General features: G+C 52.9%; 20 protein-coding genes and 1 riboswitch. Of the genes, 3 read left to right on the top strand and 17 right to left on the bottom strand.

The annotated features are described in order from the left end of the window. Positions 1-31: 31 nt before the first annotated feature. From BLR06_RS07885 to BLR06_RS07805, 17 genes are all read right to left on the bottom strand, one after another. Positions 32-1,234: an ABC transporter permease gene (locus BLR06_RS07885; RefSeq protein ID WP_092070944.1), complete on the bottom strand. Its 1,203-nt coding sequence runs from the start codon at positions 1,232-1,234 to the stop codon at positions 32-34. Beyond that, entirely contained in the window at positions 1,235-1,639 is a 405-nt protein-coding gene (locus tag BLR06_RS07880) for a DUF4418 family protein (protein ID WP_092070941.1), read from the bottom strand. Further along, positions 1,626-1,847, bottom strand: a complete 222-nt coding sequence (locus tag BLR06_RS07875) for a hypothetical protein (protein ID WP_092070938.1) — start codon at positions 1,845-1,847, stop codon at positions 1,626-1,628. The genes BLR06_RS07880 and BLR06_RS07875 overlap by 14 nt, the downstream gene beginning before the upstream one ends. Positions 1,848-1,885: 38 nt before the next feature. Next, positions 1,886-2,539 carry an ABC transporter ATP-binding protein gene (locus tag BLR06_RS07870; protein WP_092070935.1) on the bottom strand — a complete coding sequence of 218 codons (654 nt, stop codon included), beginning with the start codon at positions 2,537-2,539 and terminating at the stop codon, positions 1,886-1,888. A gap of 15 nt (positions 2,540-2,554) precedes the next feature. Next, on the bottom strand, positions 2,555-3,685 hold the full coding sequence (locus BLR06_RS07865) for an ABC transporter permease (RefSeq protein ID WP_092070932.1): 1,131 nt from the start codon (positions 3,683-3,685) through the stop codon (positions 2,555-2,557). Positions 3,686-3,692: 7 nt separating this feature from the next. Further along, positions 3,693-4,976 (bottom strand): ABC transporter permease, encoded by a 1,284-nt coding sequence (locus BLR06_RS07860; protein WP_092070929.1) that lies wholly within the window; start codon positions 4,974-4,976, stop codon positions 3,693-3,695. A gap of 14 nt (positions 4,977-4,990) precedes the next feature. Beyond that, positions 4,991-6,250 carry a Fe-S-containing protein gene (locus BLR06_RS07855; RefSeq protein ID WP_092070926.1) on the bottom strand — a complete coding sequence of 420 codons (1,260 nt, stop codon included), beginning with the start codon at positions 6,248-6,250 and terminating at the stop codon, positions 4,991-4,993. Between the two features lie 72 nt (positions 6,251-6,322). After that, on the bottom strand, positions 6,323-6,937 hold the full coding sequence (locus BLR06_RS07850; protein ID WP_245698068.1) for an iron transporter: 615 nt from the start codon (positions 6,935-6,937) through the stop codon (positions 6,323-6,325). A gap of 53 nt (positions 6,938-6,990) precedes the next feature. Next, positions 6,991-8,184, bottom strand: coding sequence for an FTR1 family iron permease (locus BLR06_RS07845; RefSeq protein ID WP_092070920.1), 1,194 nt, complete (start codon positions 8,182-8,184; stop codon positions 6,991-6,993). A 307-nt stretch (positions 8,185-8,491) separates the two neighbouring features. Next, a complete protein-coding gene (locus tag BLR06_RS07840; protein WP_245698067.1) occupies positions 8,492-8,965 on the bottom strand; it encodes a deoxycytidylate deaminase in 474 nt (157 codons plus the stop codon). Between the two features lie 89 nt (positions 8,966-9,054). Continuing rightward, entirely contained in the window at positions 9,055-9,795 is a 741-nt protein-coding gene (locus BLR06_RS07835) for an ABC transporter permease (RefSeq protein WP_092070914.1), read from the bottom strand. Next, positions 9,795-10,634 carry an ABC transporter ATP-binding protein gene (locus BLR06_RS07830; RefSeq protein WP_092070910.1) on the bottom strand — a complete coding sequence of 280 codons (840 nt, stop codon included), beginning with the start codon at positions 10,632-10,634 and terminating at the stop codon, positions 9,795-9,797. Before BLR06_RS07830 ends, BLR06_RS07835 begins: the two co-directional genes overlap by 1 nt. A 65-nt stretch (positions 10,635-10,699) precedes the next feature. Further along, complete coding sequence (locus BLR06_RS07825; RefSeq protein WP_092070907.1) at positions 10,700-11,491, bottom strand: ABC transporter ATP-binding protein; 792 nt, start codon at positions 11,489-11,491, stop codon at positions 10,700-10,702. Next, complete coding sequence (locus tag BLR06_RS07820) at positions 11,491-12,423, bottom strand: FecCD family ABC transporter permease (protein WP_422699878.1); 933 nt, start codon at positions 12,421-12,423, stop codon at positions 11,491-11,493. The genes BLR06_RS07825 and BLR06_RS07820 overlap by 1 nt, the downstream gene beginning before the upstream one ends. Before the next feature lie 85 nt (positions 12,424-12,508). After that, entirely contained in the window at positions 12,509-13,486 is a 978-nt protein-coding gene (locus BLR06_RS07815) for an ABC transporter substrate-binding protein (RefSeq protein ID WP_245698066.1), read from the bottom strand. Between the two features lie 193 nt (positions 13,487-13,679). Then, positions 13,680-14,378, bottom strand: coding sequence for a precorrin-2 C(20)-methyltransferase (gene cobI, locus BLR06_RS07810; protein ID WP_092070901.1), 699 nt, complete (start codon positions 14,376-14,378; stop codon positions 13,680-13,682). A 155-nt stretch (positions 14,379-14,533) separates the two neighbouring features. Next, on the bottom strand, positions 14,534-15,463 hold the full coding sequence (locus BLR06_RS07805; RefSeq protein ID WP_092070898.1) for a sirohydrochlorin cobaltochelatase: 930 nt from the start codon (positions 15,461-15,463) through the stop codon (positions 14,534-14,536). Positions 15,464-15,820: 357 nt separating this feature from the next. After that, a riboswitch (cobalamin riboswitch) is annotated at positions 15,821-16,002 on the bottom strand. Between the two features lie 305 nt (positions 16,003-16,307). On the opposite strand from BLR06_RS07805, the gene BLR06_RS07795 reads away from it, so the two are divergent. Genes BLR06_RS07795 through BLR06_RS07785 form a run of 3 tightly spaced genes read left to right on the top strand, consistent with a single transcriptional unit; the run spans position 16,308 to position 18,732 of the window. Beyond that, a complete protein-coding gene (locus BLR06_RS07795; RefSeq protein ID WP_092070892.1) occupies positions 16,308-16,568 on the top strand; it encodes a FeoA family protein in 261 nt (86 codons plus the stop codon). After that, on the top strand, positions 16,565-17,338 hold the full coding sequence (locus tag BLR06_RS07790) for a FeoB small GTPase domain-containing protein (RefSeq protein WP_092070889.1): 774 nt from the start codon (positions 16,565-16,567) through the stop codon (positions 17,336-17,338). The genes BLR06_RS07795 and BLR06_RS07790 overlap by 4 nt, the downstream gene beginning before the upstream one ends. Continuing rightward, positions 17,335-18,732, top strand: a complete 1,398-nt coding sequence (locus BLR06_RS07785) for a nucleoside recognition domain-containing protein (protein ID WP_092070886.1) — start codon at positions 17,335-17,337, stop codon at positions 18,730-18,732. The genes BLR06_RS07790 and BLR06_RS07785 overlap by 4 nt, the downstream gene beginning before the upstream one ends. Positions 18,733-18,764 lie beyond the last annotated feature (32 nt).

The raw sequence follows: 18,764 nt of genomic DNA, 5'->3' as shown, positions 1-18,764 counted from the left end.
GCAGCTCCCCCCCTAGCGCAGCTCCCTATTCTTAATCACATTCGCCGCGGGTCATAATCGTACTCGGATCCATCCGGCTGCCTTCATACGCCGGCAGCCACGCGGCCAACGCGCTTAACCCGGTAAAAACTGCGGTTAGCGTTAAACCTAATAACCCCAGTCCCGCCCAGGAAGCCGGAACAAAAGGAAACGCCTGATAAGCGTCTAGCACCGTCAAGCCAATATGATATAGAATCCCGCCAAGCGTTAATCCCGCCGCCGAACCGGCCAAGGCAACCATTACCGCTTCGCCGGTAATCAGCAGCGCAATACTGCGTCCTGACGCGCCAAGCGCCAAATACAGGCCCCACTCAGCCTGCCGTTCCCAGGTCAGCGTGTAAAACCGGGCAAAAAGTTGAAATAGCGATACCAGTCCGGCCAGAACCCCCGCGCCTCCCAGTAATACCCCCAGCACGGCAAACTGATCCTGAATACGTGATTTAACTTCCGCCGCCACAATGGTCTTTACATAGCCAAGCTGCTGAATGCGATCGACAATCCGGTCGATATCGGCGCCCGGCTCAACCTGAGCCAGCACGGCCGATATCCACTGATCCGGCGCGCCATGTTTCTGCCAGGATGATTGCAGGCGCGGATTGGCTGCAGCCACCCGCCGCGCTTCGCCCATACTGACAAACAGGGAATAATCCAGCGTGGTTCCTGTTTCCTCGGCAATGGCGATAATGTCATACCATTTGCCGAGAATGGAAATCTTGTTTTGGGTCCAAGTCGGGATCTTCGCACCGAGTATGACTTCATGATCGTTCATCATTTCCCGCTTAGTTGCTTTGTTCAGCCAGGGTCCGACAATCCAGTCACTGTCCGGCGCATAGCCGATCATCCGGTTTCGGGTACCGATATCATGACAGTCGGCGGACAGTTTCTGGGTAAAAAATTGCGGTGTGGCCCGGACAATACCCGGAACAGCGCGAACAGCATCCAGTGTATCGGCCGGTATGTAGGAATTATCCGCCACCCCGCCAAACAAATAAAAACTGGGATCCAGCCTGGCGCCCCCGTAAATGACGACAAGGTCAGCGCCCATCCGCTGCCGGGAAAGCTCCATGCCCTTATCCACGCCATAATAAATGGCGGACATGCAAAAAAGAATGGCAACTCCGGCGGCAATGGAAAAAATCAGCGCCGCATTCTGTAGTTTCCGATGACAAAGGCTCTTCCAGATAAGGGCAGTCATTTAGTCTTCCTCACGGTATCGCCGGTAATTCAGCCAGACAATCACCGCGCCGCTGACCGCCAGAAAAACCGTTCCCGCCAAGGTAAAAAAGGCGGTTTTCCCGCAGCCGCCGTTGGCGCAAATTCCACTGACCCAAGGTTCCGGCAACAGAGCAAGCACAACGGCTGTCAAGGCCAGCGTGAATCCGGTCATCATCCGGGCCTCCGCCGTTTTCAACACCAGCAAAGCCCCGGCTAGGATAATAGCAATTAAAGTCAGCAGAAACTCAGCCTGATAGGTATAATGACAACGCATCGGGGCGCCGCTGGCGGTAAGGCCGGTGCAAATAGGAATAAACCGGGGCAGTATGAGCAGAAAAAATCCGGTAATTACAGCAACCCAGCTTATTATTTTATGATATTTCATCTGTTTTCTCCCTTCCGGCGCAGCATTCTTTGCCATCGTCCGCAGGGCAGGCAGCCGCCGCAACGACCGGCGACAGCCGTTGCCCGTGCAGGTGGTGGTCCATTCCCGGCATTTGCCGGAAAGGAGCCCGGTTTATTCCCGCAAAAACCGCCACTAATCCTATCAGAAAAAAAACGATTGCAATAAGCATGTATCTTTCCAACCGCATCCGACATCTTCCTCCCTTTTTGTCAATACCCGGCCTGTTTAACGCTCACCGGTAATCCGGCCATGCCCCAGCACGATACAGCGCTCGGCCTGGGCTGCCACTTCCGGGTCGTGAGTCACGGTAATAATCGTATGTCCCTCCCGGTGCAGCGCCTGAAAAATTTCCAATACCAGGTTCTGATTGGCTTCATCCAGGTTGCCGGTCGGTTCGTCAGCCAGAATAAGCGCCGGATAATTGATTAAGGCCCGGGCAATGCATACCCGCTGCTGTTCCCCCCCGGAAAGCTGGCTGGGTAAATGCCGGGCCCGTTCCTGGAGTCCGACCCGGGCCAGCGCCGCCAGCGCCTCGGCTTCATCAGGCATACTGTGGTAGTATTGAGCCACCATTACATTTTCCAGCGCCGTCAAATACGGAATCAAATGAAATTGCTGGAATACCAGCCCGATTTTGTCCCGGCGTATCGCGGTCAGGTCTTTGCCTGCCAGGGTGGACAGGTCCATCCCGTCCAGAACGACGGTCCCGCCGGAGGGCTTGTCCATGCAACCGATAATATTCATCAGCGTGCTCTTCCCCGAGCCGGACGGCCCCATAATTGCCAGCCATTCACCTTGTTTAACCGTTAACTCAATGTTGTCCAAAGCTTTTACTGTTCCGTAATCCATCGTAATACCGCGCAATTCCAATATATTCATGAGATAGTCCTCCTCTTACTCGCCCCGCAGCACAATCGCCGGTTCCACATTGGTCGCCATCCTGACCGGAATAAGACAAGCCACCCCGGCCACCACCACCGCCACTACGAATGTGGCCAGGGCGATCAGCGGATGAAACGCAATGGGCCGGGCAAACACCTGAAGACTTACGGTATGAGCGAAAAAGAACCCGCAGCCGATACCCAGCAGGCCGCCCAGACCGCCAAGCGCCATGCCTTCGCCCATAAATTCCATAACAATACTCCGGTTTTCCGCTCCCAGCGCTTTTTTTAACCCGATTTCCTTACGGCGTTCGGTTACGACCGCCATCATAGTGGTAGCCACGCAAATCAGCGTTAACAGCAGTACAATCAGGGTAACCAGATACACCAGCGCCTGCAGCTTGCCCAGCACCAGTCCTTCCGACTGAATGAGCTGCTTGACCAGGCGCGGCGCAATTCCCGGCACGGTACCGGCTACTTGCTGCAGCCAGGCCGTCAATTCGGCTTCGCCGGCCTGTACGCTAACCTGAGCCACGCTAACCTGACCGGGTTTGTCCAGCCACGTTTGCAGTAACGGCAGTTCCATAAAAATAAATTCCTCTTCACTGCCGCCGGTATGCACAATACCCGCCACCGGCAGGCTCTTTGCTTCGTCAATACCCGCTACGGACACCGTCACCGTCTGACCCGGCTCCAGGCCCAGCTGTTCCGCCACTTCCGCGCCGATAACCGCCCCGCCGGAACCGGGCGCCGGCCACTGGCCCGTAATCTGCCAGTAGGGACTGACCTTTTGCACTGCGGCGAAATCTGTCCCGGCTGCCATTACCGGCTGGGCATTGACCTTCACCCGCTCATACAAATACGGAGCGAGACCGACGATCTTATCCTGCGGCAGCAAGGCAGCAGCAGCCTGGGCAGTCTGCTGCTGCAGCACCTGGCTGTCGCCGTCCGGCAGCAATAAGAGATTGGCCCCGTACGAACGAAATTCACGGCCCATTTGCCGGGGTACGTCATAATACAGCGTTACCAGTCCGGACAATACCGTTGCGCCAATGGCTACCGCCAATAAAGCGACAATCATTCTGGACCGGCGTCGCAGTAATGCGTATAATATCATTTTCGCATACAAAGAATATTTCATCATATTTACATCACCTGCCATGAAGTACTTCGGTTGGCCGCAGCATAAACAGCATTCGCATGGCCGGCAGGCTGCCCGCCAGCGTTACCAGGACGACCAGCACCATAACCAGCGGAATGACCATGGCCTTAGCTGCCACAGCGGAGCCAAACACGCTCCAGCCGATAACCTGGGCAAAGCCCAGACCGGCAAAATAACCGGCAATTCCGCCGGCGGCCCCTGTCAGCAATGTTTCCACCAATACCAGCAGAGCCACCGCCCCGTCAGTCGCGCCCAGTGCTTTGAGAAGCCCGATTTCCTTGCTGCGTTCCATAATACTGGCAGTCAGCAGATTGGAAATCCCCAGCGCCGATCCGGCCAAACTGAGGACGGTAATCAGCACCATCAGCAACTGGGTCTTTTGCAAAATAGCTCCTTCGGATTCCGCTACCTGCCGCACTGGTTTGGCCCGGGCTCCGTTCACCACTTCTTCAATCTGATACGCAATCGAACTGACATAGGCGGTACAATACCAGGTTTCCCAATCCTGAAGCGAGAGGTTTCCCGGGTTTTGCGCCGCCCGGCGGGCCAGTTCATTTTCCGGCGTGGTAATGGCGCTTACTTCCACTTTACCGACTTTCCCCTCCAGGTTCAGCGCCTGCTGGACCTTTTGCAGCGGCATAAAAATCTGCTCATCCTCGGCCCCGCCGCTGCTAAACACACCGGTTACGGTCAGTCGTTCCCGCTGTCCGCCCGGCAGGCGGACGTTCAGCGAATCACCCGGCCGCAGCCCGAGTTTTCCCGCCAGCAGACTGCCGACCATTGCCCCCTGCTCATCGGTATCCTCAACCCAGCTGCCATCTACCTCCCACCAGGGTTTTAAGGCCTTGATGCCGGTATCTGCAACTTCACCGGTCGGCAGAAGCAGCTGCCGGTCAAACCAGGTACCCACAACAGTGACAGGCTGCCCGTCCGGCCCTGCGGCATCGGTAACCAGGCTGGGGGCAAAAGTCACAATATTATGCGCCCAGAAGATCGTTTTTATTTTGCCCAGATCAGCCTCCTGCAGGTACTGACCTGCCGTTCCCGGCGCTGTCTCCACTCCGTACAGATCTTTTACCACCGAGGCTGCACGGGGTGTAACCGTAATATTGGCCCCATACGCCTTAAGCTCCCGGTTGACCTTATCGCCAACATCCAGCATCACGTTGAGCATGGCTGTCGTCAGTGAAACTCCCAGCGCAATGGTCAACGCCACCATTGCCATACGGCGCCGCTGTCGTAAAACCGCGCCTCGCAGCATCTGCCAAAACATATTCTCCACCCCCGTTAGAAGCGATTTTTTTCTTTCTCCAGGGCTTCAACCGCCACAACCACATTGCCGCCAGTCACCTGATAAGCCAAGGGCACAGGATTACAGCCACCGCTAAAACCAATGGTGGCTTTATTCATTACCACATCGCACAGCTTGCAAATCACCTGTCCATCCCGTTCATAATACCCGGTCGGTCCGCAAATGTCACAGGCATCCAACCCAACCCCGTAAGCGGAACCGCTTTTTTTGATTACAATAAACCGTACAATTGTCCCATTGGAGGCCGTATAAGCAAACCGGTGCAAATGGTCATCTCCTACCTGGTCTAAAGGAAGCCTGATTTCATTTTGCACCGCGGTTACCGGCAGCGCCGGCGACAACTCGACCTGTTTGTTAATATAGGCTTTTCCGCCGCTGGTTAACAGCAGAATACACACCAGATTTACTCCCACGACAGCGCCCCAGCGCAATTTATTCCGCCCGGTCGCCTGCAGCTTTCGCCGCTGGGCCGGATTCAGATTCTGATCCGGGGGCTGAGCAGCTGTCCGGTGTAACAGAACAAGCCACACCGGCAATAATAAAACGCTTACTATAAGTGCATAAAAAAACCAGTCCACTCCATTGATGAGCGGTATCATTAACGCCATCAGCCACTTTTTCATCGGCAGTACGCCCCGCACCAGCAATACCTGTACCACGCTCACCGCCTGCTGCGCCATCACTGTCAGCAGACAGGCCGTTGTAATGACCAGCACACTTCCCGCCGGCAATGCTCTCGCCACTCTGACCACCGCCACGGCCGCCAGCGCCGCCAGGCCGATTCCCAGCAGATAACCGGTGATCTGCAGCCATGAATCGCTGCTGGCCCAGGAGGTTGTTGCCAGCCGGATCCCGTCCGCCGGCACCAGCAGCACATCAGGTCCCCGATGCAGGATCAACAACACCGGCACTAAAAACAATAATAAGGCCAACAGATTTCCAGGCATACTTCCCCGGTCCTGCCGCCTGTAAGCCAGCCAGCTAAATAACAGCAATAGCGTTTCCACAACCAGAGCCGTACTCTGGATTGCTGTTTCATATATTTCCCTGTTGATCAGTACTGTACGCCATTCGATAACTGCTACCAAAATGGCCCCCAGACAGCCTAGTGCAATGCCCCGCCAACACCAGTTCGGCCTTGGTCCCGGATGCTGGCCGGCCAGAGCCAGGAGCAACCCCAGAGGAATACAAACTGCTGCCAGGTTTTGCAGAATGGGTATCAGGTATTGAAGCATATTAAGCCTCCTTTTTGCCTTGCTGGTTTAAGAAAAAGGCCCGGGAACAAGTCCCGGACCGCCTGTTTCTCCCTACCATTTTCTTGGAATGAAGTCAAATTCATACTTGACTTCCAACGGTTCTTTCCAAAAACGCCCTTCTAAACCAGTCTCTTTGTCCACATGGAGTAAATGCCCCTGTTTTTCCGGGCTTTCAATAATAAAGGTTAATTCATACTTGCCCGCGCCCAGCATTTTGACATTGGCGCCATAATGAGGGCCATCCGTGGCATTCATTGGCATGAAGTTACCTTCAATGATTTGACCGTCATCCAGTTTTTTCAATTTGTATTTTACACCAAGATTAGGAACCCAGTCACCTACGCCAAACCCGACTTTATTGTCCGGTGTTGCCGAAATATCGGCTTCCATATGTAGGTCAGCCTTATCGGGTGCTAAGCTTGAACCTGCAGGCAGCATTTCCACTGGCTGAAAATATACCGCAGCAATTTTCATACCTTCAATTTCCTGTTCCTCGCCAATCGGGAATTCCTCAAAGCCCGCCGCATCAGCTGGTGCTGCGGCCTTTTCCTCCGTTTTCGGAGCCTCACTTGGTTTAGCTGTCTCACTGCTGCCGCATCCGGCCGTAAAAACCGACAATGCACTTACCAGTACGACCAACAGAATCCAATAGTTTTTCTTTTTCAAAATGTACCTCCCCCATTTTCCCTTTATCATTAATTTTATTTACTGCCGGCAAATCATAATCCGGTTGTCAGTTCAGGCTTATTTTTGCGTCTTTGATAAAATAGTCCGCCAATTGCCAGCAGAATCAGAACAACTTGCGGTATCAGCGTTTCCACTGTGGGATAAATGCCCAGCAGGTCGATTGTTTCAACCCATTCGACCGACGTTACACCAACCACGCCCGCCTCCTGCAGTTCTTTTACCCCGCCGCCGGCAAAACTGATTGCCAGTACGTACATGAGTATGCTAGTCCCCATGAAAAACGGCTTTAACGGTACTTTTACACTGCCGTAGCGAATCAGTGCATAAATAAAAATCAATGCCACGCAGCCAACGCCAAATCCAGCCCAAATCATTGTCTGATAGTCACTGGAATCGCTAAACAGCGCCTGATAAAACAGCACGGTTTCCGCGCCTTCGCGATAAACTGCCAGAAATGCCGCCGCCGCCAGAGACCAGGTGTTGCGACCATTCAGCGATTCCTGTACTTTGCCTTCAATATATTTCTGCCAGGCATGAGCTTCCGCTTTGCCCACCATCCAGTGGCTTACGGAAAACAGTACCACCACCGCCAGCAGCATTGTTGCGCCTTCCAGGATTTCCTGATTTGCACCGCTGATGCTGAAAAGCTGTTGAAAGGCAAATGCCGTCAAAAAACTGAGTAAAATAGCCGCTACTGAGCTGTAATAAACAACCTTTGTCTTTTCCGCATTGCCGGATTTTATTAAATATGCAATAATCGCGCCAATAACCAGAATAGCTTCAAAGCCTTCCCGCACAATAATCAGTAAAGAGGCCAAAAACACCTCGGTAGGGTTTTCTTCCTTTCCGTCCAGCAGAAGGGCATCCTCACGCAACATTACGGTCAATTCTTTGATTTCTTTTTCAACCTGAGCCACAGGGGCCTTATTGGCCATTAATTTACGGATTGTACTGATTTTATATTCTTCTATACTGGCACGTTTTCCGGAAATGTTGGACATGACCGCCCGTTCCATGCCGTCCTTCTCAAATATCCCAAAATAGGCCTCATTGACCAAATCTCTGGCCTTTTCATTGTCGCCCTGTTTATATACCGTCAGGGACTGATTAAGGCCTTTTTCCATATTATCAACAACATGATTCCAGGTTTTAGCCGCTAAAGCCGGGTTATTTGCCATAAAAGAAAAAATCAGTGGTACCAGCAAAACCAGCAACCATTTGCGCATAATTCTCACCTCCCTTCAATATGGCTTAAAGCATAATATAAGCAATAATCATTATCACTCACTAAACTCAAAAAAAACAAAGCCTATTCAAGTTAAAAAAGAGAACTTTGCCCGTCCAAACAGCTTCTAAAGCAAGGTAAATGCTTACCAATCATGAGTTTGTCTAATCTGTCATTTAAAAATATACTCCTTATGAGATTGATTGTCAACACATTTATTGTATAAAATTTTACATAAGAATTAAAGGAATTTTATCCGGGAACTACCAGCTACCGGCCAGGAACCGCCGTCCTTTGGCCTTTTGGGTTTATCCCTGCCGGGTTGTCACTTCAACCAGCAGTTCCTCGGGCCGGCAGGTTACGATACAGCCGTCGGCAGCATAGTAAACAACGCGGGCAAGCCTGGCGTTCCTGATCATCCGGCGGCAAAGCAAACAAGGCTGGCCTGACGCAATCGTGCCGTCCTGGTTAAAACCGGCGATGTAAATCGTGGCTTCCTTCATGCCGGCCGGATCGGCATTAATCAGCGCATTCTGTTCGGCATGTACAGCCACGCACAGTTCATATCGCTCCCCCTTGGGAACCCGGAGCTCCTCCCGCCGGCATACCCCCGTATCGCTGCAGTTGTTTTCTCCGCGCGGCGCACCATTATAGCCGGTGCTGATGATAATATGGTCTTTAACAATAACAGCGCCGTAACAGCGCCGCAAGCAGGTGGACCGCTTGGCCACCACCTGCGCAATTTCTAAGAAATACCTGTCCCAGTCCGGCCGTTCGTGCAATGCTAGGCCCCCCTTTGTCTTAAGCTTTACAATAATAGTATCATATTTGAACAGCAGGCTCCAGCGGCCGCGCCAAGAATACTGCGGTTTTAGTCGCGTACCCGTTTTACCTGCCAGATGCCGATCCCCAGGAACAAGCATAGATATACCAGCATGACGATTAGCGATTCGGCCGGCGCAGGACTGTTGGCGGCGCTGCTGCGCAGGGCCTGGCTGGCATGCGTAAGCGGCAGAAGTTCGATCGCCCAGCGAACCGGCTCCGGCAACTGTTTAGGGGTAAAAAAAGTAGCGCACAAAAACGACATAGGCAACAACACATATGTATTGAAATTCCCCATGTCCTCGTGAGAGTCCAGACTCATTGCCGCAACCAGGGCCAGGGCGGCAAAGAGACTACAGTTTATCAGCAGGATGAGCAAAAAGGCGCCGTTAACACTAAATTGAGCGCCAAAACCATAGGCCAGGACGATGAGCACCGCCGATGATATCAATCCCCGTAACACACCGGACAATACCTTGCCGAACACAAAGGCGGCCGCACCAATAGGCGCAATTAAATATTCCTCCAGCGTTTTATGATACAGCCGGCTCATATTAAGCGGCGTTCCCACGGCATTAAAGCTGATATTCATGGAGTTCAGGGCAACAATACCGGGAACGATAAAATCCAGATAACTGCCCTGCCCCGTCTGAATGTTTTTCCCCAAGCCCCAGCCAAAAGCTACCAGATACAGCACTGGCGATATCATGCGGGACAAAATATAACGGCCTAACCGCCGTTTAAGTACAATCCAGTCCCGCCAAAAGACCGTCCAAATATCGGTAAACATTACTCCGCCACCTTTCGCCCGGTCAACTCAACGAACACATCCTCCAGGCCGGACAACCGGATGGTTGCATTCACCGTCAGGGTGGCCGCAAACCCGGCGGCGGCAGACCGTTCCGGGAAAAAGCGGAAGTTTGTAGCCTCGCCGTCCGGCCATTCCACAACAAAACGCCCCAGTCCCTGACAGAGGGCGGCCGGACTATCCATAGCAATGAGCCGCCCCTGGTCCAAAATAGCCACCCGGCTGCAAAGATTCTCCGCTTCTTCAATATAGTGCGTGGTCAGCAGCACGGTCAAGCCTTCCCCGTTAAGACGGCGTATGAAATCCCATAACCGGCGGCGTACCTGCGGGTCCAGCCCGACCGTCGGCTCATCGAGAAACAAAACCTGCGGCCGGTGCAGCAGCGCCCTGGCAATCATCAAACGGCGCTTCATTCCGCCCGAAAAGGTATTGACCCGGTCCCCGCCCCGTTCAGCAAGTTCTACAAAGCTTAACAGTTCGGCAATTCGCCGGCGCCGCTCCGGTGCAGGCAGGTGATGCAACCGCCCGTGAAGCTCGAGATTCTCCCAGGCGGTTAAATCGCTGTCTAAATTAAAAAATTGAGGAACCACACCAATGATTGCCTTAATCTGCCGCTCACTGTCCGGCAGCGTCAACCCGGCGATCTGTATCCGTCCGGCGGTGGCCCGGGTCAGCATCGTCAAAACCCTGATGGTCGTGGTTTTGCCGGCGCCATTGGGCCCCAGCAAGCCAAAGGTTTCGCCTTTGGCTATCTTTAGGCTAAGTCCGGCCACTGCAGTCCGGCCGGCAAACCTTTTTACCAGTCCTTCAATGATAATCATCTGTTTTCATCAGCCTTTACTTTCGTAACAGCAGCAATCCCGGCGGCCAGGCTGCACTGTACGATTTAATCCTTCCTGGCGGCCGCCAGCCCGGTAACAACAAATACCGGCCGGCCGCCGGCCGCCGGCAGTACGTCGGCTTCAACTCTGAATACCTCGCGCAGCATAGCTGAATTTACCACTTCCTCCGGCGGTCCGGCGGCAAAAACAGTTCCGTCTTTAAGCACTGCGATATGATCGGCATATTGGGCCGCCTGATTAATATCATGCAGCACCATTACCACGGTAATGCCGTTATCGACATTAAGCCTGGCAGCCAGCTGCATGATTTCGAGCTGGTGGCAGATATCAAGATACGTCGTAGGTTCGTCCAGCAGCAAAACCTCAGGCTGCTGGGCCAGAGCCATGGCAATCCAGGTCCGTTGACGCTCGCCGCCGGACAAGGTGCTTACCAGCCGGTCAGCCATAATCCGTACCCCGGTCTGTTCCAGCGCCCAGTTAACAATCGCCTGATCGGCGGCGGCCGTTTTCCACCAGCTGCGGTGCGGAAAACGGCCATGCTCAACCAGATCGCGTACCGTTAAATCCGGCGGCGACTGGGGCGCCTGCGGCAATACCGCCATGCGGCGAGCCAGTTCACGGCTGCCCAGACTGTTCAAATTGCGCCCGCCCAGTAAAACCGTACCTGCCTGCGGCGGCAAAACCCGGGACAACGCTTTAAGCAAAGTGCTTTTCCCCGAACCGTTTGGACCCAGTATGGCGGTAATCCGCCCGGTTGGAACAGCCAGGCTGATATTTTTCAGAATTGCCTTGCCGCCAATACTTACCGCTAAATTGCTGGCGTTAAGAATACTCATTACATTTCCCTCCTTAATAAATAGAGGAAAAACGGCGCCCCGACAAAAGCCATGATAATTCCTACCGGCAGTTCCACCGGCGCCAGCACCGTCCGGGCCAGCATATCACTAAATGTAACCACCCCGATCCCCAGCAAAGCCGCCGCAGGCAGCAGGTACCGGTAATCCGAGCCGATGAGCAGGCGCGCGGCATGCGGCACTACAAGGCCGACAAAACCCAACAGGCCGGCTACACTGACTGCGCTGGCCGCCAGTAAAGCCGCTACCGCCGTAAGCGCCAGCCGGTTCAGCTCTACATTCAGTCCCAGTCCCCTGGCCATGTCGTCGCCCAGCTGCAGGATATTCAGGCGGGCGGCTCCCGCCCAGGCCAGCGTTCCCCCCAGCAGCGAGTAAGGCCAAATAAGATCAAGATGCGGCCAGCTGCGCGCCGATAAGCCGCCAACCATCCACATCAGTGCCCCATGAACCCGGTCACTGTAAAAAATCATCAAGGCGGATATTCCCGACCCCAGAAACGCCGAAACGGCGACTCCCGCCAAAATAATCCGGATCGGCCTGATGCCGCCTTTCCAGGCCAGAAGATAAATAGCGGCAGCCGCAGCCATCGCGCCGGCAAAAGCAATGGGCGTAATCAAATATTCCATTGCCGGAAACAGTATCATCACCGCCACGCCCGTCAGACCGGCGCCGGATGATATACCGATAATGTGCGGATCAGCCAGCGGATTGCGCATCACTGCCTGTAAAACAGCGCCCGCCAGGGCTAAATTAAGTCCGACCAGGGCCCCGACCAGCGTCCGCGGCAAACGAATATTCCAGATCACCTGGCTTTGAGCGTCACCAGCCGTTGACCACATAATACGCCAGACCTGTTCAGGCGCAATCGCCAGGGCCCCTTTGGCCAGGCTTATCACAATGCCGCCAACGGCCATCAGCGCAAACACGGTCAAAACCAACAGCCGCCAGGCTGTCCTGTTTATAGAAATCCCCAGCAAGCGCCGGACGGCGCTGTCCTGTTTACTGTCCATCGGCAAAAGCCTCAGGATAAGCAAGTCTGGCCATATATTCCACAGCCTGAGGATACTTTAGCCCCGGGTTAAGCAAAAACAACTCCTGCGGCAGAAAAAACACCTGTTTATTTTGCACGGCGGCTAAGGCAGACCAGGCCGGGTTACTTTCCACATCAGCTTTCATCCGTTTTTCAATATCCTCAGCCTGGCCCATGGTAACCACAAAAATCATATCAGGATCCGCTTCAACCAGCTTTTCCAAACTGTAAGGAGTAGCGTCGGGATCACTTTCCAACGGACGGCTGCCGGTTGCTACATTGCGCAAACGCAGTTGCTGCGCAATGCTGCCGGCAATACTGTTTTCCAGTTCAACTGTTACGTTTTTGGCGGTAGCATGTAAAATAGCCACTTTAACCGCTCTTTCCGGCACTTTGTCCAGCAACGCCGCCCGCTGCTCCTCAAGCTGGCCGGCAAGCGCCTCCCCCTTGCCGCCGCTTCCGGCAATCCTGCCGAATAATTTTAATTTATCGACAACATCTTGATACGTACGCATTCTTACCATCATAACCGGGATCTGATTACTTTCCAGAATTGGCAGCAGTTTCTCATGAATACCCTGATAAGCAATGACCAGGTCAGGCTGCAAAGCGACTACTTTTTCAATATTAATATTATAAACATAACCGATTTCCTCAGCGCTCTGGGCAGCAGCCGGGATTTCACCGGTCTTGGAGCTGGGCCGGCCAATAACCTTGCCGTCAACCGCAGACAGTAAATCTAAAAATGACGCCGACAACACAATGATTTTTTCCGGTTGCCGCGGTAACGCCACTGCCCGCCCGACATCATCCGTCAGCGAAAGAAAAGGCGGGGAGGCTGTCCTATTGCCGCCCGTTTCCGGCGCCGGACTGCGTCCGCATCCCGTCAATACCGCCGCCAGCGCCAAGCCGACCACCAGCAGTTTGGTAAATTTCGTAACCAGCACTTCAGCCACCTCGATTTTCCGTCATTCCCGCCGCACGGTATTAGTACCTTGTCAGCCTTAAAACGGTAGAATAATGGCGAGGCTATTTTTCGCAAGACAAGGCGGAGGAGGGAGGCATACCGGGAGTATGCCGACCGACGACAACGAAGGCTTGCGGAAAATAGACCGTCAGTATTCACTGCATTAGGCCTGGCTAGATCCGCCGGGCTAGAATAGTGGAGAGATAATTTATTTTTTTATCGCCGGCCGTGTGCAGTTCATGCACCACTTCTTCGCCCGGCAAACCGCACCGGCTGATCATCACCGCGTTGTCGGCCAGTTGGTGACGCTTAAGCTTTGCCACCACATCCTGATAGTTTTTATAAACCTTCATTAATACAACATTATCAGACAGCGCCAAAGCTTTATCCAGCTTATCCTGTTCTATTGTCGCCGGAATAATGCTTAGAATGTTGTTTCCCTCTACCAGCGGATAGCCCAGCTTGCTGCCAATTGCGCAAAAAGCGGTGATACCCGGTATGGTTTCAATCGGATAGCCGGAGTCTCCCAGCAGGCGGAACACATAGATATAGGTACTATAAAACATCGGATCGCCTAAAGTTAAAAAAACCACTTTTTTCCCCGCGGCCAACAGCGTTAAAATCGTCTGTTTGTTGCTTGCCCAGGCTTCGGTTAAAATTTCGGTGTCGGAGACCATCGGGAAAACCTGTGTCAGAATTTCCACATCCGGTTTCAGATAGGGGCTGGCAATCGTTAAAGCCACACTCCCCTCTTTCTTTTCGGTTTTGGGAGCAATAATCACATCTGCCGCTTCAATTGCCTTAATTGCTTTGACTGTTAAAAGTTCCGGATCGCCCGGACCTACACCAACACCATAAAAAACTCCTGACATAAATACCTCCTAATAACAAAGCCGCTGGCGCGAATTTGGTTTTGCTAGCCAAATGGTTAAAAAAACCAAAATTAAGTATACCATATAAAAAGACAAAAAACCCTAGGCAGTCCTGAAAAAATTTCAGGGCTGCCTCAGGCTTAACTGCTGATCAATTATTTTTTCGAACCATGATGAGCCTTTTGGTAATTTCCATACACAGCATCCCGTACATGCTGAACGTAAATATCCTGAAAGGCCGCATTCTCCCCTAAGCCGTGAACATAAACGCTCACTTGATAACCGTCGGCAAGCAGGATATTTTTCCAGGAATCTTCCTCATCCCCGGCCATATCGTTATTGGCATGATCGCCGGCCACCACCATGAGGGGCATTAAAATTACTCTTTTGACGCCTCTCTCTTTCAAACTGGCTTGTACATCTTCAATGGTCGGTCCGGTAGGCTCAACAACCCCGATAACCGCATTGGCCCCGGCAGCGTCAAGCTGTTCCTGCAGGCGGCTGTAAACAGGGTTTACATGATTCGGCGAGCCATGCCCCATAAATACTACCGCGCGGTCAGCCAGCTGCAGTACCGGCAGCTGAGTTTTTAAGGCTTTTGCGGCAATCGCATAATCATTGGGCGTCCCGTGAGCGCCGGTAAAAGTCACCGCCGGACGACCGACGACAAGTTTATCAAACGCATGGGCATACTGATGCACCACCGCAACGATCTTATTGTCATATTCCTCACCGGGAGTGAACAGGGTGGGTTGAACGACAACCTCTTTATAGCCTTCCTGCCGGAGCTTTTCCAACGCCTGCTCAAGGCTGTCAACGTAAATACCGCGTTCAGCCAGACGTTTCATCACAATTTTGGAAGTAAATGCCCGGCGTACTTCATAGTCGGGAAAGCCGGTCTTAATTTTGTTTTCCACGCTTTCAATACTGTCCCTGCGCTGATCGTCAAAGGTTGTCCCGAAACTGGTCACAACAATCGCCTTTTTGGACGCCGCCTCAACTGCAGTTGCGCTGATTGCGCCAAAACCAAATACCACAGCGCAAAGCAAGGCAATACTTAAACTAAATCTCATTAAATTTTTCATTGCTTGTCCTCGTCCTTTCCAAATGAATAGCCTATCCGGTTTAGAAACAATTCCATTTATCGCCGCTGACTGCGCATCTCCTTTCCCGGCCGTTTTATATTAAATTGAGAATTGAAAAAGGGAAGTCCTGTAAGCATACAGGACGGCGTTGCGTTCCCAGGCGCAACCAAAACATTCTACCTTATGAGCAATGAAAACTCTCCACGCAAGATACGCTTAGAGTGTAAAAAAACCTCCCTGACGGGAGGTTTTTTGACCAAAATTGAATATCAATAAAAAACCTGGCTATAAAAAGGCAGCCAGGAAGATGATAAACACAATTGTGCAAAATCCCCTTCCCCATCGCTCGTGAGTATAACGGTGATTGACATATAGGCAGTTCTCCTGGCTCTGGATCATTGCTTCCCCAAACCTTCCCAAGATGATCATCTCAGTGGCATTTATTGGGTTTGCTCTCCATTACAGTGGCGGGACCGCGCCGGCATTACACCGGACTTCCCTATTAAGCCCCTTAGGGCACCTATACCGCGTATTCAGTTAAATGAGGATATTCAGTAAGCTAATCATAGCATTTGTAGTTTGAATAGTCAAACATTTTTTCGCAGCCGCCATTGGGGCGGGCAGGGGAAACATAACCGCCCGCTTATGCGGCGGAAAAGCCTTTTGCGCGCAGCAAAAATTGCCGCCGGCGGTAACACTCGCCAAGGACTCATCATAGCATACAAAAGACAGGTAACATTCGCTAAAACTACAGCTAACCTGGCCAAAGCCCGTTACTATACAACAGCAATTTTTTTTCACGTTATTGTTGCCTGGAGCTAATAGCAATAGGAGGTTCTGCCAAGTGAATGCAAAGCACCCCATTGCCTTATCAGCCCTAACCGCAGGCGAGTCGTGCCGGGTTGCAGCCATAGAGCTTCACGGACTGTTAAGACGAAGAATTCTGGATATGGGCATGGTGCCCGGTACAGCCGTAGAATGTATCCGCCGCAGCCCTTCGGGCGATCCAATCGCGTTTAAGGTGCGGGATTCGGTGATTGCCTTGCGGCATGAAGACGCCACTCAAATTAAGGTATACCTTGTCCAACAGGAGGGATTGCAATGAGCATCTGCCCAGCCAGCCGCCAACGGGTTTTGCGCGAGCATTTCGGAATTCTCCCGGCGGAAGGCCAGTTGGTTGTGGCCTTGGCCGGTAATCCGAATGTCGGCAAAAGCACTGTTTTCAACGCGCTTACCGGCCTGCGCCAGCATACCGGCAACTGGCCGGGTAAAACCGTCGATAACGCCCAGGGAACGTTTACCTACCGGAATCAGGACTTTTTGCTGGTTGACCTGCCGGGAACATACTCGATTCTGGCTCATACGGTGGAAGAAGAAGTAGCCCGGGATTTCATCTGCTTCGGCCAGCCGGATGTAACGCTGGTTATCCTGGATGCCACCTGCCTTGAGCGCAATTTGAATTTAGCTTTGCAGGTGATGGAAATCACGCCAAACGTAGTTGTGTGTGTAAACTTAATTGATGAAGCCAAAAAGAAAAACATTCAGGTCGATATCGCCGCCCTGGAGCAGGAGCTGGGCGTACCGGTAATAGCTGCGGCGGCCCGCAGCAAAGAAGGCTTGGATGATTTACTGGCCGCTCTGTATGAAGTAGCCAGCGGCGCCAGACAGACATCGCCCAGGCAAATCAGCTATTCACCGGAAGTTGAAACAGCGCTGCTGCTGCTGCTGCCAAAAATCGAATGCCTGATCTACAGCAAATTACCCGCCCGGTGGATAGCGCTCCGGCTGTTGGATGGCGACCAGAGCTTTGTTGACAGCATCAGCTGCCATTTGGAACTGAATCGCCGGCCCGCGAACAGGGAGGCCGCCGGATGAAAGTACAGCCAATCACCACCTTGGCCGAGGTCTGCCTCGAGGCGGAATGCATCCGCCTGCGCAATGACAACAAGCTTGGCGACAAAATCGTAACCGATATCTATGCCAACGCCGAAGCCATCGCCGCTAAAACGGTAACTAAACCGCCTGCCGCCAAAGGCTGGGATACCCGGATCGACGATGTGCTGACCTCCCGGTTGTTCGGTTATCCGATTATGCTGGCCCTGTTAGGGACAGTATTTTGGATTACGATTGAAGGAGCCAATGTGTTTTCAGCAATGCTGGCCACCGTCTTATTTGGCCTGCAGGATGTGCTCACCGGCTGCTTTCAGGCGGTAAACGCCCCGGCATGGCTTCACGGCGTGCTGGTACTGGGTTTATATCGCGGCCTGGCCTGGGTTGTTTCTGTCATGCTGCCGCCAATGGCCATATTTTTCCCCTTGTTTACCCTGCTGGAGGACCTTGGCTATCTGCCGCGGGTGGCCTTTAATCTGGACAGCATCTTTAAAAAATGCAAAGCCTGCGGCAAACAGATTCTTACGATGTGCATGGGTTTTGGCTGTAATGCCGCCGGAATCGTTTCCTGCCGGATCATTGACTCGCCGCGGGAACGTTTGATTGCCATCATTACCAACAACTTTGTTCCCTGCAACGGCCGGTTCCCCACACTCATTGCCATTGCCGCCATTTTTGTCGGCGGCACTTTCGCCGAAGAATATACGACGCAAATTACCGCGCTGATGATTACCGGCCTGGTATTGCTGGGTGTGCTGATTACCTTTGCCGTATCCTGGCTGTTGTCGCACACCATACTGAAAGGGCAAGCCTCCTCCATGGTTCTGGAACTGCCGCCTTATCGCCGGCCTCAGTTTGGCGCCGTTTTTTACCGGTCACTGATCGACCGGACCCTGTTCGTACTGAAACGGGCCGTAATCATGGCCGCACCGGCCGGCGCTCTGACCTGGGCGTTAGCCAACATATACATAGGGGACGCCAGCATTCTCCTCCACCTGGCCGGATTTCTGCAGCCTTTGGCTTATGCCATCGGCCTGGACGGTTTTATCCTGCTGGCTTTCATCCTGGGCCTGCCCGCCAACGAGATTGTGGTGCCCATCTTATTGATGAGTTATTTATCGACCGGGTACATAATTGAAGTTGAATCTTTAGCTGAACTGAGAGCAATTTTCATCAGCCATGGCTGGACCTGGCTGACCGCCCTGTGCACCATGCTGTTCTGCCTGCTGCACTGGCCCTGCACCACTGCCCTGCTGTCCGCTTATAAAGAATCCGGCAGCGCCAAATGGACGTTCTTAACCTTCCTGCTGCCTGCGGTTACCGGCCTGACCGTTTGTTTTGTAATCGCCCAAACAGCCCGCCTGCTGGGTTTGGCCTAAAAAGTCAGTATTCTTTATACCTCTGAACGCAA

Origin of the sequence: Dendrosporobacter quercicolus, from assembly GCF_900104455.1 — a bacterium.
In the GTDB taxonomy this organism is placed as follows: domain Bacteria; phylum Bacillota; class Negativicutes; order DSM-1736; family Dendrosporobacteraceae; genus Dendrosporobacter; species Dendrosporobacter quercicolus.
Note: the sequence above shows the minus strand (reverse complement) of the source record. Positions and strands in the feature narration are given on the sequence as shown.

Excerpts from the sequence above, each read along its gene's own strand:
- BLR06_RS07885 (WP_092070944.1), bottom strand. The coding sequence starts at position 1,234 with ATGACTGCCCTTATCTGGAAGAGCCTTTGTCATCGGAAACTACAGAAT.
- BLR06_RS07880 (WP_092070941.1), bottom strand. The coding sequence starts at position 1,639 with ATGAAATATCATAAAATAATAAGCTGGGTTGCTGTAATTACCGGATTT.
- BLR06_RS07875 (WP_092070938.1), bottom strand. The coding sequence starts at position 1,847 with ATGCGGTTGGAAAGATACATGCTTATTGCAATCGTTTTTTTTCTGATA.
- BLR06_RS07870 (WP_092070935.1), bottom strand. The coding sequence starts at position 2,539 with ATGAATATATTGGAATTGCGCGGTATTACGATGGATTACGGAACAGTA.
- BLR06_RS07865 (WP_092070932.1), bottom strand. The coding sequence starts at position 3,685 with ATGATGAAATATTCTTTGTATGCGAAAATGATATTATACGCATTACTG.
- BLR06_RS07860 (WP_092070929.1), bottom strand. The coding sequence starts at position 4,976 with ATGTTTTGGCAGATGCTGCGAGGCGCGGTTTTACGACAGCGGCGCCGT.
- BLR06_RS07855 (WP_092070926.1), bottom strand. The coding sequence starts at position 6,250 with ATGCTTCAATACCTGATACCCATTCTGCAAAACCTGGCAGCAGTTTGT.
- BLR06_RS07845 (WP_092070920.1), bottom strand. The coding sequence starts at position 8,184 with ATGCGCAAATGGTTGCTGGTTTTGCTGGTACCACTGATTTTTTCTTTT.
- BLR06_RS07835 (WP_092070914.1), bottom strand. The coding sequence starts at position 9,795 with ATGTTTACCGATATTTGGACGGTCTTTTGGCGGGACTGGATTGTACTT.
- BLR06_RS07830 (WP_092070910.1), bottom strand. The coding sequence starts at position 10,634 with ATGATTATCATTGAAGGACTGGTAAAAAGGTTTGCCGGCCGGACTGCA.
- BLR06_RS07825 (WP_092070907.1), bottom strand. The coding sequence starts at position 11,491 with ATGAGTATTCTTAACGCCAGCAATTTAGCGGTAAGTATTGGCGGCAAG.
- BLR06_RS07820 (WP_422699878.1), bottom strand. The coding sequence starts at position 12,423 with ATGGCCGTTGGCGGCATTGTGATAAGCCTGGCCAAAGGGGCCCTGGCG.
- cobI (WP_092070901.1), bottom strand. The coding sequence starts at position 14,378 with ATGTCAGGAGTTTTTTATGGTGTTGGTGTAGGTCCGGGCGATCCGGAA.
- BLR06_RS07805 (WP_092070898.1), bottom strand. The coding sequence starts at position 15,463 with ATGAAAAATTTAATGAGATTTAGTTTAAGTATTGCCTTGCTTTGCGCT.
- BLR06_RS07790 (WP_092070889.1), top strand. The coding sequence starts at position 16,565 with ATGAGCATCTGCCCAGCCAGCCGCCAACGGGTTTTGCGCGAGCATTTC.
- BLR06_RS07785 (WP_092070886.1), top strand. The coding sequence starts at position 17,335 with ATGAAAGTACAGCCAATCACCACCTTGGCCGAGGTCTGCCTCGAGGCG.